The 13,139-nt window shown below is 62.2% G+C and carries 10 protein-coding genes; 6 read left to right on the top strand and 4 right to left on the bottom strand.

What is annotated here, in order from left to right:
- Positions 1-8: 8 nt before the first annotated feature.
- From ACIQAL_RS14415 to ACIQAL_RS14405, 3 genes are all read left to right on the top strand, one after another.
- A complete protein-coding gene (locus ACIQAL_RS14415; RefSeq protein ID WP_401146414.1) occupies positions 9-1,220 on the top strand; it encodes an MFS transporter in 1,212 nt (403 codons plus the stop codon).
- Positions 1,221-1,298: 78 nt separating this feature from the next.
- Positions 1,299-2,291, top strand: coding sequence for a zinc-dependent alcohol dehydrogenase family protein (locus tag ACIQAL_RS14410; protein ID WP_401146411.1), 993 nt, complete (start codon positions 1,299-1,301; stop codon positions 2,289-2,291).
- A 143-nt stretch (positions 2,292-2,434) separates the two neighbouring features.
- Positions 2,435-2,710, top strand: a complete 276-nt coding sequence (locus ACIQAL_RS14405) for a hypothetical protein (RefSeq protein WP_401146409.1) — start codon at positions 2,435-2,437, stop codon at positions 2,708-2,710.
- Positions 2,711-3,023: 313 nt separating this feature from the next.
- On the opposite strand, the gene ACIQAL_RS14400 is transcribed toward ACIQAL_RS14405, so the two are convergent.
- Both ACIQAL_RS14400 and ACIQAL_RS14395 read right to left on the bottom strand, forming a co-directional pair.
- On the bottom strand, positions 3,024-4,130 hold the full coding sequence (locus ACIQAL_RS14400) for an alkene reductase (protein ID WP_401146406.1): 1,107 nt from the start codon (positions 4,128-4,130) through the stop codon (positions 3,024-3,026).
- Positions 4,131-4,290: 160 nt separating this feature from the next.
- On the bottom strand, positions 4,291-5,187 hold the full coding sequence (locus ACIQAL_RS14395; protein WP_401147133.1) for a LysR family transcriptional regulator: 897 nt from the start codon (positions 5,185-5,187) through the stop codon (positions 4,291-4,293).
- Positions 5,188-5,547: 360 nt separating this feature from the next.
- On the opposite strand from ACIQAL_RS14395, the gene ACIQAL_RS14390 reads away from it, so the two are divergent.
- The 3 genes from ACIQAL_RS14390 to ACIQAL_RS14380 are packed head-to-tail and all read left to right on the top strand — an operon-like array spanning position 5,548 to position 11,454.
- Positions 5,548-6,753 carry an efflux RND transporter periplasmic adaptor subunit gene (locus tag ACIQAL_RS14390; protein ID WP_401146404.1) on the top strand — a complete coding sequence of 402 codons (1,206 nt, stop codon included), beginning with the start codon at positions 5,548-5,550 and terminating at the stop codon, positions 6,751-6,753.
- A gap of 7 nt (positions 6,754-6,760) precedes the next feature.
- A complete protein-coding gene (locus tag ACIQAL_RS14385; protein ID WP_401146401.1) occupies positions 6,761-9,901 on the top strand; it encodes an efflux RND transporter permease subunit in 3,141 nt (1,046 codons plus the stop codon).
- The gene (locus ACIQAL_RS14380) at positions 9,898-11,454 is read left to right on the top strand and encodes an efflux transporter outer membrane subunit (protein WP_401146398.1); all 1,557 of its coding nucleotides are present in this window, start codon (positions 9,898-9,900) and stop codon (positions 11,452-11,454) included. The genes ACIQAL_RS14385 and ACIQAL_RS14380 overlap by 4 nt, the downstream gene beginning before the upstream one ends.
- A gap of 63 nt (positions 11,455-11,517) precedes the next feature.
- Here ACIQAL_RS14380 and ACIQAL_RS14375 read toward each other — a convergent pair whose 3' ends face one another.
- Together ACIQAL_RS14375 and ACIQAL_RS14370 are read right to left on the bottom strand one after the other, a co-directional pair.
- Positions 11,518-12,087 (bottom strand): TetR/AcrR family transcriptional regulator, encoded by a 570-nt coding sequence (locus tag ACIQAL_RS14375; RefSeq protein ID WP_166595374.1) that lies wholly within the window; start codon positions 12,085-12,087, stop codon positions 11,518-11,520.
- An 88-nt stretch (positions 12,088-12,175) separates the two neighbouring features.
- Positions 12,176-13,063, bottom strand: a complete 888-nt coding sequence (locus tag ACIQAL_RS14370) for a LysR family transcriptional regulator (RefSeq protein ID WP_401146395.1) — start codon at positions 13,061-13,063, stop codon at positions 12,176-12,178.
- Positions 13,064-13,139 lie beyond the last annotated feature (76 nt).

The raw sequence follows: 13,139 nt of genomic DNA, 5'->3' as shown, positions 1-13,139 counted from the left end.
TCACACCGATGAGTACCCCGTCGATTTCACTCGTGCCCTTGTATTGGCTGGCGCTGGGCACCTTCGCCGTCGGCACCGAGAGTTTCATGCTCGCGGGGCTGTTGCCGGACATTGCCGCCGACCTGACGACGACCGTCGTCGCCGCCGGACAACTGGTGACGGTCTTTGCGCTGGCGTATGCCTTCAGCTCGCCGATCCTTACGGCGTTGACGGGCCGGTTCAGCCGCCGAACGCTGATGATTTTCACGATGATTGGCTTCACCCTCGCCAACCTGATTGCCTTCGTGGCCCCCAATTATTGGGTGCTGATGTTCGCCCGGGTGTTGCTGGCGTTCTCAGCAGGGCTGTTCGTGCCGGGGGCCAATGCGCTGGCCGGTGCGATTGCCGGTCCCGACAAACGTGGCACGGCACTGGCCATCGTCAACGGCGGCATCACCCTCGCCGTCGCGTTCGGGGTGCCGCTGGGCGCCATCGTCGGGGAACACCTCGGCTGGCGCATGACCTTCGCCGGGGTGGCGGCGCTGTCCGCACTGGCCAGTCTTGGCCTGATCATCGGGCTGCCTGCGGCCATCGGTCAGGGCTTGCCGGTGGCCTCATTGCGCGAACGGATCGACACGGCCCGCCGTCCGGTGATTCTGCTCAGCCTATGGGTGACCACGCTCTGGGCGACGGGTGCGTACACCGTTTACACCTACTTGGCGTTGTTCATCACCGACACGACGCGGTTGGTTGGCGCGCAAGTCGGGTACGTGTTCTTCGCCTGGGGTGTCGCGGCGGGCGTGGGTGTGATCGTCGGCGGCAAGCTGGTGGATCGTCTCGGTGCGCGTCGAGTCATCCCCTATTGCCTCACGGCGATGATTGCCTCGTTTGTGATCCTTTCCCTGAGCGTCGACACGTTTTCTGCCGATCAGGCGCTGGTCCCGGTCGTGGTCGGGGTGCTGGTGTGGGGCGTGGCTCACTGGTCGTTTTACCCGGCGCAGCAAGCGGGCCTGATCGGCATCGCCGGTCTCAAAGGAACGCCCATCGCGCTGTCCCTCAACGCCTCATTCATGTACCTGGGTTTTTCACTGGGCGCTGCCCTCGGTTCGCTGACACTGAGCTTTGCCTCGGTGACTGCGCTGGGTTGGGTGGCGGCGGCCTGTGAGTTCTCCGGTCTGATGCTGCACCTGCTGATCCGGCGAAAAATGTCGAGCAGTGCAGCCCTGGTGTGTGCCGTCTGAGGCACACACCTTTCCCGTAATCGCCCTCTTCCCGAGGGCACCGACGTTTCCTCCCCCTGTCTTTCCCTGGAGATTCCCATGCCTCGCATCATCCATTTCACCGAATACGGCAGCCCTGACGTGCTGCGCTATCAAACCATCGAAACCCCGAGACCGGCCGCGACCGAAGTGCTGTTCCGGGTTCATGCCATCGGCTTGAACCGCGCCGAATCCATGTGGCGGCAAGGCAGTTATGTTGAGCCGGTCCAGCTCCCTGCTCGTCTGGGTTACGAATCGGCCGGTGTTGTCACGGCCGTCGGTGCCGACGTCAAACACGTCGCGGTCGGCGATCGGGTCAGCACAGTGCCGTCCTTCTCGCTGAACGATTACGGCATGTACGGCGAAGAAGTCCTGGCGCCCGCCCACGCCGTCGTGAAACTGCCAGACGCGGTGTCGTTCGAACAGGCCACCGCCATCTGGAACGTGTTCATCACGCCCTATGGCGCACTGATCGAAAACGACCTGCTCAAAGCGGGCGACGTCGTACTCGTACCGGCGGCGTCCAGCTCCGTCGGCCTCGGCACCTTGCAAGTGGTGCGTGCGGCAGGCGGCATTCCGGTCGCGCTGACCCGCACCCGCGCCAAGCGCGAACAACTGCTGGCGGCCGGTGCGAGCCACGTGATCGTGACCGACGAAGAAGACCTGGTGGACGCGGTCAACCGCATCACGGAGGGTCACGGCGCCGACATTGTGTTCGAGCCTGTCGGTGGCGCCACCTTCCCGAAACTGTTGGAGGCCCTGCGTATTGGCGGCAGCGTGTTCATCTACGGCGCCTTGAGCGAAGACATCACGCCTTTGCCGCTGCTGACGGTCATCGCCAAGACCCCGGTGATTCGCGGCTACAACCTGTTTGGCACCACCACCGACCCGGAACGTCAACGCAAGGCCACCGAGTACGTGTTCGCGGGGTTGAAATCCGGCGCGTTGCACACCGTCATCGCCAAGACCTTCACCTTCGACGAGATGATCGAGGCACACCGTGAACTGGAGAAGAACCTGCACCTTGGCCGTATCGTGGTGACTGTGAACTGAAGCGACGTCTCGCCTCCCTCCTCAACGCCCGATGCCTGCCATCGGGCTTTTGATTGGGCCTCCCCCGCTTTTGATGCTGGCCGCAGGCGGTAGAAGTCAGTGTTTAATCAGGACTCACCCGCTTTTTATTCTGGCGGAAGGCCGTGGAAGTCAGAGTTTATCCGGCCAACCTGCTTTTGATTCTGGCCGAAGGCCGTGGGAGTTGGCTTGCCTACGATCTGGCGCGTAGCGGCAGTAAAAGCGATCACCTCGGTTTCGTCAGGCAGACCGCAGGCACCGGATTTGCGACTGCTGCGCAGCCGATCGCGAGCAAGCTTGCTCCCACGCCCTTCGGGCAGAAGCGAGATGTGCGCATGGCATACATCGCCTATGCGCTTCTGCCCGGGAGTCATACTTCAATCCGCCCTACGCGCTTTTGATGCTGGCCGAAGGCCGTGGAAGTCAGAGCTTATCCCGCCAACCTGCTTTTGATTCTGGCCGAAGGCCGTGGGAGTTGGCTTGCCTACGATCTGGCGCGTAGCGGCAGTAAAAGCGATCACCTCGGTTTCGTCAGGCAGACCGCAGACACCGGATTTGCGACTGCTCCGCAGCCGATCGCGAGCAAGCTTGCTCCTACGCCCTTCGGGCAGAAGCGGGTCGCGTCGAAGTCGAGTTCGCATCTGGCCGCGGGCCGTGCCCACAAAAAAGCCGACAGCGAAGGATCGCTGTCGGCTCGATTGCACCGCTTGGCTGTCACACCACGGCGGCTGCTTCGTAGAACGGGTAATCGATGTAGCCGACTTCCGTGCCGCCGAAGAAGGTCGGACGGTCGTAGGCGTTCAGTGGCAGTTTGAGACGCAGTCTTTCCGGCAGGTCCGGGTTGGCGATGAAGTGGCGACCGAACGCCACCAGGTCCGCATCGCCGGCACGAATGATCGCTTCGGCGCCTTCGCCGTCGAAACCGCCCGCCGCGATGATCACGCCCGGGAAATGCTTGCGGATCATCTGTGCCGCAACAGGAGCCGGGTCAGCATTTTCATCTTCCACGTTGCCCAGGATGCGCGGCTCGATCAGGTGCAGATACGCCAGGTTCAGCGGCGCCAGTTGCTGGGCGACGTAAGTGAATAGCCCTTCCGGATCGGCATCGCCCATGTCCCCCCAGGTGCCGCTTGGGCCAAGGCGGACGGCCACGCGGTTCGAACCCCAGACCGAGATCAGCGCGTTCGTCACTTCCAGCAGAAACCGTGCACGGTTTTCGAACGACCCGCCGTAGCTGTCGGTGCGTTTGTTGCTGTTGTCCTGAAGGAATTGATCCACCAGATAACCGTTGGCGCCGTGCAGTTCGACGCCGTCAAAACCGGCTTTCACGCCACGCTCGGCGGCGGTGCGGAAGCTCTCGACCAGTTCGGCGATTTCGTCGACGGTCAGCGCACGGTTCGGGGTATTCGGCACCCAGCCTTCCTGGGTGTAAGCGACCCCGCCGTGGAGCACTTCCGACGGACCGACCGGGATGCTGCCGTGGGGCTGCACTTCGCTGTTGGACTGGCGACCGGCGTGGTAGAGCTGCAGGAAGATTTTTGCACCCTTGGCATGGACAGCGTCGGTGACCTGTTTCCAGCCAGCGATCTGGCTATCATCGAACAGACCTGGCGCGCCGAGATAGCCGTTGCCGTTGGGCGCCGCGATGGTCGCTTCGCCAATGAGAAAGCCGCCCTCGGAAGCGCGCTGTGCGTAGTACTCAGCCATCAAGGCGCCGGGACGGGCGCCCTCTTCGGCACGCATGCGAGTCAGGGGCGCCAGCACGACGCGGTGGGAAAACGTGAAGGGGCCGACGGTGACCGGGGTATGGAGCTTGGACATGATTGCCTCGTTCGGATAGGGAAAAGACGCTTGCCCGCCCGAAAGCCAGCGCTTTCAGGCCTGGGCACTGGCGGCTAGTACAAGGCTTTTCCCGAACGAGATAAACAGCCCAACCGTCACAACAATTCGGACTATTCGGCTGTAATCCCCTTTCGTCGCGTCAGGGCTGCTCTACCGTCGCGATGTGCTGTTTGAAATAGTCGATAAACACCCGCAGCTTCGGCGTGGCGTTGCGGCTCGACGGCCACAGCATCCACAGCGAGCCTCGATGATCAGTGAATTCCGGCAGCACGCGTTCAAGCTTGCCGTCGCGCAACGCCTGAATCGTCGAGAAGTCTGCCAGGCACGCAATGCCCAGCCCTTCCAGCGCCATGTGGGTCAGCGCGTCAGTGGTTGTGCACGCGATGACCCGGCCCAGTTCCGGGTCGCTGTCGGCGTCCGGATCGCGGACCGGCCAGCGCTCAAGAGACCCGGTGGCGGGGAATTTGTGCAGCAGGCACGCATGATTGCGCAATTGATCCGGGTGGGTCGGTCGGCCCCGGCGGGCGAGATACTCCGGGGAGGCCACCAGTTCGAGCTTGTATTCCCCCAGCTTGCGCGCCATCAGCCGCGAATCCGACGGCTGCCCGGTGCGCACCACGGCATCGAAGCCTTCTTCGATCACGTCCACCATGCGGTCGGACAGGTCCACGTCCAGCTCGATTTGCGGGTACGCCTGCATGAAGCCGGTCAGCAGCGGAAAGATCAGCGTGTTCTGCAACGGCACGCTGATGCGCAACTTGCCGCGCGGTTCGTCCGCCAACTGCGACAGCTCGATTTCCGCCTGCTCGGCCTCTTGAATGATGCGTTTGCACCGCTCCAGAAACAGCTCGCCTTCGGCGGTCAGGGTGACGCTACGGGTGCTGCGGTGAAACAGCCGCACGCCCAAGCGCTCTTCCATGCGCGACACACTCTTGCCCACCGCCGAGGACGAAATCTCCATCAAACGGGCGGCTTCGGTAAAGCTCCGGGTTTCCGCGACCTGCACGAAGGCCATGATGCCGCTGAGGCTGTCCAGCATGGTGAGGGGTTCTCGCTGAGGTGACCAAATGACGTTGCGCCATGGTAGCCCCATATTCATCCCAAGGGATCTCCTGAATCGAGGAAACCTTTCCCTACCCATCCCACGCGGATTTTATCGCGACACATGACCCGTTGACCCGATTGGATGTTGAATGTAATCCTTTCTCGAAATTAGAAGTTACAAAACATCCAAGATGCTCGACGCGGCATTTGATCCGACGGTTGACCGAGTCTCAAAGGCGCATGCCTTGCGACCGGTTTTGTCTGCATCTGCGCGAAAAGCCACACATCATGTGCTACGACATTGGGCGGGGGGCGTCACCGAGTGAACACGGAAACAAGGCTGGACAATGGGTTGAACCAAGAGAGCCACCACGGCCGACCTGCCAAAAAGAGCCACGCGACGGGCTGGTTTTTGCTGGTGTTATTGATCGTCCTCGGCGTCGCAGGCGGATACTTTTTTGCCCACAAAGGCAGCGCGGCGAATCCCACGCCCCCTCCGCCAGCGAAGGTGTCCGTCAGCAAGCCACTCAAAAAGGACCTCGACACCCGGCTGGGTTTACTCGGCCAGTTCTCGGCAGTCGATCAAGTCGAGCTGCGCGCCCAGGTCGGCGGGACCCTCACCGGCATTTATTTCAAGGACGGCGAAATCGTTCAGAAAGGCCAAGTGCTCTTCACCATTGATTCGCGCCCGTACGAAATAAAACTGTCCCAGGCCACCGCGCAGCTGGAAACCGCAAAAGCCCGGCTCCAACTGGCAGACCGCGAGCTGCGCCGCGCCCAGGACCTGGTGAAGAGCAGCGCGGGCACCGTGCAAAGCGTCGAGCAACGCACCGCAGAACAGCTCTCCGCCGCCGCCTCTGCCGATGATGCGAAGGCGCAGATCCGCGACGCCCAACTGGACATGGAACATTGCCGCATCGTCGCGCCGTTCAGCGGCCGCATTGGCACGCACCTGGTCTCGGTGGGGAACCTCATCGCGGGCAGCCGCGCCGCGACCAGCCCGACCACCCTGTTGGCCGCCCTCGTTTCGCTGGACCCGATCCATCTGGACTTCGACCTGAGCGAATCCGATTTTCAGACCTTCACCCAGTACCGCAAGCAACTGCGCGAGCTGCCATCGAACAAAGTCGAGTTCGCCCTGGGCGGCGATCAGCAATTTGCCCGATCAGGCACGCTCGACTTCATCAATAACGTGCTGGATCGGGCCAGTGGGACGATCCATGCGCGAGCCACGGTGCCCAATCCCGATCTGTTCCTGATTCCAGGCGAGTTCGCCAGGGTCCGTCTGGCCGTCGCTCACGCCGCGCCTACGTTGCTGATTCCTGACGCCGCCGTGCTGCCTGACCAGTCTCAATACACCGTCATGACCGTAGGCGCCGACAACACCGTTGTGCCCAAGCTGGTGAAACCCGGCGACAAGCGCGGTGGCTTGCGAGTGATTCAGTCCGGTCTGGATGAAAACGATCGCGTCATCGTCGGGGGCCTGCCTTACGCAAGTCCGGGGGCCAAGGTCGACCCACAAGACAGCGACCTCCAGTTCGCTGCCAATCAGGACTGAGCCCACCATGCGTATTGCCCATTTCTTTATCGAACGGCCACGTTTCGCGACCGTCGTGAGCGCTTTCCTGACGCTGATCGGTCTGGGGGTGATGTTCGTGCTCCCGGTCGCGCAGTACCCGGAAATCGTCCCGCCCACCGTACAGATCACGACCTCTTACCCCGGCGCTTCCGCCGAAACCATCGCCCGCACCGTCGCCACGCCGCTTGAACAACAGATCAACGGCGTCGAAAACATGCTGTACATGAACAGCCAGTCCACGGGCGACGGCAACCTCACGCTCACCGTGACGTTTCGGATCGGGACCGACCTGAACATCGCGCAGATGCTCACGCAAAACCGCGTACAGGACGCACTGACCCGCCTGCCCGAGGATGTTCAGCGCCAAGGCGTGCACGTGCGCAAAACCACTCCGGCCATTCTAGTCGCGGTGCATTTCTACTCGCCTGACAAGTCGCGAGACCTGCTTTACCTCTCGAACTACATCACCCTGAACGTCAGGGACGTGTTGGCGAGGTTGCCCGGTGTTGGCGATATTCAGTTTTACGGCGAGCGCCAATACGCCATGCGCGTCTGGCTCGACCCGGACAAGGTCGCTGCCCGAAACCTGAACGCCCAAGAGGTGTTCAACGCACTCCGCGCTCAGAACCTTCAAGTGTCCGCGGGCATCCTGAACCAGCCCCCCGTGCCCAACGAAAACGCCTACCAGATCAACGTCGAAACCATGGGGCGGCTGTCGACACCCGAGCAGTTCGCTGATGTCATCGTCAAGTCGGACGATCAGGGCCGGGTGACGCGTATTCGTGATATCGGCCGGGTCGAACTCGGCGCAGCGAACTATGGCTCGTCGGCGTTCATGGACCGCACTGACTCGGCCTCGCTGGCGATGTTCTCGGTGCCCAGCGCGAACTCTTTGACCGTGGAGCGTGAAGTCCTGTCAACGATGCAGGAACTCAAGAAGAGCTTCCCGCCTGGCGTCGACTACGAAATCATCTACGACCCCACCAACTTCGTCGGCAAATCGGTCGATGAAGTGATCGTCACGATTTTCATCGCCATCTTGCTGGTGGTGTGCGTGGTGTTCATCTTCCTGCAGAACTGGCGCGCCACGATCATTCCGGTGATCGCGATTCCGGTTTCCCTGCTTGGCTCGTTCATCCTGCTCTACCCGTTCGGCATCTCGCTCAATAACCTCTCGCTGTTCGGTCTCGTGTTGGCGGTGGGGATCGTGGTGGACGACGCCATCGTGGTCGTCGAAAACGTCGAACGGAACATCCACGACGGGCTTTCGCCCAAAGACGCGGCCCACCGCACGATGGACGAAGTCGGCGGTGCGTTGCTCTCCATTGCACTGACGCTGTGTGCGGTGTTCGTACCGGCCGCGTTTGTCAGCGGTATCTCGGGGCTGTTTTTCCGTCAGTTCGCGATCACCATCGCGGCCTCGACCGTCATCTCCTGTTTCGTCTCGCTGACGTTGAGCCCTGCCCTCTGCGCGGTGTTGTTCAAGTCCCGTGATGAAGCGGCGACGTCCAATCCCGGGCCTGTCCGGCGCGTGGTGAACCGTGGGTTTGCTGTGTTCAACGATGGGTTCGAGCGCATTTCCGCAGGATACGGAACACTGACACGGCGACTGATCCGGGGGCTTGCGCTGGTGCTGGTGGTGTACGTCGGGTTGATCGCACTCGCGGGTGTCGAATTCTCCCAGACACCGACCGGGTTTATCCCGGAGCAAGACCAGGGTCTGCTGTTGACCATCATTCAGCTTCCCCCGGGCTCTTCGCTGAGCAGGACCGAGAAGGTCGTCAAAGAGGCGACGGAAATCATCCTCGGCACCCCTGGCATCGAGCACGTCGCGCCTTTCGCGGGGCTTGACGCCACGACGTCCACCATTGCCTCCAACGCCGGCACCATCTTTGTCGGGCTGCCTTCGCTGTACAACCATGAGGTCGAGGGGGTCACGGCCAGTACCGCACTGGCGGCGCTTCGTCAGAAGCTGTCGGCTATCAAGGAAGCGCGCGTGCTGGTGATCCAGCCTCCACCCGTCCAGGGATTGGGCAGCGCGGGAGGCTTCAAAATGATGATCGAAGACAGGGCCGGGCTTGGGCCGAAAGCGCTGGTCGAAGCGTCCAACGCATTAGTGGCCGCTGCCAACAAAGACCCGATGTTCGCAGGCGTTTTCACGCTGTTCAACGCCAATTCGCCGTCCGTCTATACCGATCTGGACCGCCTGAAAGCCCAACAAGTGGGCCTGACGCCCACCGATGTGTTCTCGACGCTGCAGGTCTATCTGGGCTCGCAGTACGTTAACGACTTCAACTACCTGGGCCGCACCTATCAGGTGATTGCGCAGGCCGACGGACAATTCCGCCAGAGCGGCGAAGACATCACTCGGCTCAAGGCGCGAAATGCCGCCGGAGACATGGTGCCCATCGGGACTGTCGCACAGCTGAAGACCGACACCATTCCCTATCGAGTGCCCCGCTACAACCTGTTTCCGGCAGCCGAGATTCTGGGCGGCGCCGCACCGGGCGTAGCGTCCGGTACGGCCCTGCAACGCATGGAAGAACTGGCTCATCAAACGCTTCCGAAAGGCATCGAGTTCGAATGGACCGACCTCGCCTTCCAGCAACAACAGCACGGCACGCCGACGCTGCTGGTCTTCGGCGCAGCCGCATTGTTCGTCTTTCTGGTCCTCGTCGCCCAGTACGAAAGCTGGCGCTTGCCGCTGGCAATCGTGCTGATCGTGCCGATGTGCATCCTGGCGTCCGTCACTGGCCTGATGGCGCGGGGCATGCCCATCGACATCCTGGCGGAAATCGGCTTCGTGGTGCTGGTGGGACTGGCGGCGAAGAACGCGATCCTGATCGTCGAATTCGCCCGACAGAAAGAAGACGACGGCTTCTCCCCGACCGAAGCGGCGGTGCACGCGGCACGGACGCGTCTCAGGCCGATTTTGATGACGTCGTTTGCGTTCATTCTGGGCGTGGTGCCGTTGGCCATTGCAACAGGCGCCGGTGCAGAGATGCGGCAATCGCTGGGCACCGCGGTGTTGTTCGGCATGCTCGGCGTGACCGGGTTCGGCCTGCTGTTCACGCCTGCGTTTTACATCCTGATCCGCAAGCTTGGCCGCAAGGAGCTCGTTAAATGAATGTCGTCCGTGTTCAACAGAACGCCACTGTCGGTGCCCAACCTTTCTACATGCCTGCGCCCTTCCGGCTGCGTCAGGCTTTCATGGCACTGAGCACCGGCCTGTCGCTGAGTCTGGCCCTGTCCGCCTGTTCGGTAGGGCCGGATTACAAACAGCCGAACATTGAGCTGGCCCCGTTTCACACTGATTTGCCACAGGTGAAAAACGCGGCAACGGCACCACGGCTGGACACTTGGTGGACGGGATTCAACGACCCGGTGTTGTCACGGTTGCTCGAACGCGCCCTGGCGCAGAACCTGGACATCGTCGCCGCCTTCGCTCGGGTGGATCAGGCCAGAGCGGCCGCCGCCGGAGCCGGGGCGGACCTGTTGCCGACGGCGGACTTCGATGCCAGTGCGACGGTGCAACACCAGAGTCTGGACAGTGCCGACGGCCGTCTGGCGCGCGGCTTCCCTGGTTATGACCGCCATCAGCGGGAATTCAATGTCGGCCCGGCCGCCAGTTGGGAGCTTGACCTGGCGGGAGGTTTGCGCCGCAAGGCCGCTGCCGCGCGGGCCGAAGCGACCGCTGCCGAGGCCGATCAGTTGGGGACGCGAATCACCGTGGCCGCCGACGTCGCCGACGCCTACCTGCAAATCAGAGGCTATCAGGCTCGACTGAGCGTGGCGCAAAACCAGATCGACACCGATCAACAGTTGCTCAGCCTGGTGAAGGCCCGCGTGCAGGCCGGTGCCTCGCAAGACCGCGAGGTGGCGCAAGCCGAAGCCCTGTTGCAACAGGCGATGGCCACGGTGCCCACGCTGCGGACCGCCCTCGAAGCGCAACTGAACCGACTGGACGTGCTGTTGGGCGTCCAGCCGGGCACCTACGCACAGGAATTGGCGGCCCCATCCGACATTCCGGGCATTCCGTCGATCAGTGACAGCGCTCGCCCGGTTGACGTCTTGAGAAGGCGTCCAGACATCATCGCTGCCGAACGGCGTCTGGCGGCCGCCAATGAACGGATCGGCGCCGCCGTGGCCGATTACTACCCGAAACTGTCGCTCTCGGCGGTGCTGGGGTTCGACAACACCCACGCCAGCCACCTGTTCAACTCACGGACCTTCCAGCCGATCGGCGTAGCCGCCCTGCGCTGGCGGCTCTTCGATTTCGGCAAAGTAGCCGCTGAGGTGGCGCAAGCCAAGGGCGAAAATGCCGAGGCGCTCGCCCTGTACCGTCAGGCCGCATTGCGGGCGTCGGAGGATGTGGAAAACGCGGTCACGGCGCTGACACAGTCCAGTGTCCGGCAGCAGGTGCTTGAGAATGAGGTCGCATCACTCCAGCGGGCCCGAAATCTCTCGGAGAGCGCCTATAAGGCGGGCTCTATCACCCTGACGGATGTGCTTGATTCTGACCGGCAACTGCTGGCCGCCCGTGATGACCTCGACGGCACGCGTGCGAATTCAGCCCGTGCGGCCGTGAGCGTCTTCAGGTCATTGGGGGGCGGATGGGATGAAGGCGCGGAGGTCGCCAGTCACGGCAAGGAGGGATCAGCAGCGCTGGCTGAAAAATAAAGCGCAGTGCCTGTGCAGCCCCCGCGATGGGATGTCGCGGGGGGCGCGGAGTTGACACCGGGATCACTGGGTCAGGCTTAGCCGCGCCTGCTGCAACAGGGTTGTGGACAAGGCTTCGTCGTTGACGATCCGCGCCAGCGTGGCCGCGCCGATGATTGTCGACAGCGTCACCATCGCTTCCTTTTTGGCCGCCGCCGACGTCATCTCCGCATAGCTGCTGGCGAGGGTGTCAATGAGCTTCTTGAAACCGGCGGTCGCGACGTCACGCACGCTGTCGCTGCTTCTGGACAGCTCGATGCCAAGCCCCACGAACGGGCAACCTCCGGAAGGATCGTCGCGGTGCTCGACCGACAGGTAATCCGCAACGACGGTGTTCATCGCCTTCTTGCCTGAATGCGCCGACAACGTGGCTTCCACGGTGCCAACCACCCCGTCGATCGCCAGGGTGAGGGATTCTTCGACCACTTGGTCCTTGGAGTCGAAGTGCTTGTAGAAACCGCCATGGGTCAACCCCGCAGCGGCCATGATGTCTGCGAGCCCGGTATCACCGATTCCTTTGCAGCGGAACTCCCAAGAAGCAGCCTCAACGATCCGTTGTCGGGTTTGCGCAGCCTCTTGCCTGGACTTTCTCATCGTCTGAAATCTCGCACGTGCAGGGGACCTCTAAAATCGGTGTTTGGATTCTAGAAGACATCCAAGTGTTGTTCAATGACCGCAGAACTCAGGCCTTCGCCAGCACCTCGATCAGAAATTCGGTGAACATCCGCACCTTACTGGACGGCACGCGGCCTTTCGGAAAGACCGCGTGGACGTCCACCGCGTCCAGGCTGTATCCCGGAAGAAGCCGGACGAGTGAGCCGTCCGCGAGAGAGGCGCGGCACATCCATTCCGAGGCGATGATGATGCCTAATCCTGCGACCCCGCTGGCCAGGGTCGCTTCCGAGGACGTCACCCGGATTCTGGAGCGAACAGGAACGGCAAATGCCTGGCCATTGGCCGTGAACAACCAGCGCTTGCTCGCCGAACCACCCGGCCCTGCCACGCACGTGTGGTTGAGCAAATCCTGCGGATGTTCAGGGATGCCGAAGCGTGAGAGGTAGACAGGTGACGCCACCAGCAGGCGGTTTTCAACGGCCAGCTTCTTCGCGCCAAAATTCGAGTCTTCCAGAGGGCCGAACCTTACCGCCAGGTCGGCCGCTTCGGCGATCAGATCGTGCATGTCGTCCGACGTCAGCAACTCGATGTCCAGATTGGGATGCCGGGCGACGAACGCGGGCAGCTCGGGGATGACGTGTCTCACCGCCAGGATCGCCGGTAACGCCACGCGCAGCCTTCCGTGCAAGCTGTCCTGCCCTTTCGCCGACGCCTCGGCGTCATCCAGGTCATGCAGCAATTGACGCGCCTTCTGCAGATAAACAACCCCCGCATCCGTCGGGACGATGCGTCGCGTGCTTCGGGTCAGAAGCCGGGTATCGAGACGGGTCTCCAGCTCCGAGATGATTCGGGAGACCGACGGTTGAGACAGCCCCAACTCGCGAGCTGCCGCCGAGAAGCTGCCAAGGTCCGCTGCGCGGGTGAAAACGACCAGTTCCTGAAAGCGATCACTCATTTGTCTGGCAAATATCTGTTGTTAAGTTTTGGGGGATAGTGGACATGCCACAAATACCTCAGCATCCGCTGCAGCG

The organism is Pseudomonas sp. NPDC088368 (assembly GCF_044753445.1).
In the GTDB taxonomy this organism is placed as follows: domain Bacteria; phylum Pseudomonadota; class Gammaproteobacteria; order Pseudomonadales; family Pseudomonadaceae; genus Aquipseudomonas; species Aquipseudomonas bambusae.
Note: the sequence above shows the minus strand (reverse complement) of the source record. Positions and strands in the feature narration are given on the sequence as shown.

Coding starts and splice junctions, on each gene's coding strand:
- ACIQAL_RS14400 (WP_401146406.1), bottom strand. CDS start 4,130: ATGTCCAAGCTCCATACCCCGGTCACCGTCGGCCCCTTCACGTTTTCC.
- ACIQAL_RS14370 (WP_401146395.1), bottom strand. CDS start 13,063: ATGAGTGATCGCTTTCAGGAACTGGTCGTTTTCACCCGCGCAGCGGAC.
- ACIQAL_RS14415 (WP_401146414.1), top strand. CDS start 9: ATGAGTACCCCGTCGATTTCACTCGTGCCCTTGTATTGGCTGGCGCTG.
- ACIQAL_RS14410 (WP_401146411.1), top strand. CDS start 1,299: ATGCCTCGCATCATCCATTTCACCGAATACGGCAGCCCTGACGTGCTG.
- ACIQAL_RS14375 (WP_166595374.1), bottom strand. CDS start 12,087: ATGAGAAAGTCCAGGCAAGAGGCTGCGCAAACCCGACAACGGATCGTT.
- ACIQAL_RS14385 (WP_401146401.1), top strand. CDS start 6,761: ATGCGTATTGCCCATTTCTTTATCGAACGGCCACGTTTCGCGACCGTC.
- ACIQAL_RS14380 (WP_401146398.1), top strand. CDS start 9,898: ATGAATGTCGTCCGTGTTCAACAGAACGCCACTGTCGGTGCCCAACCT.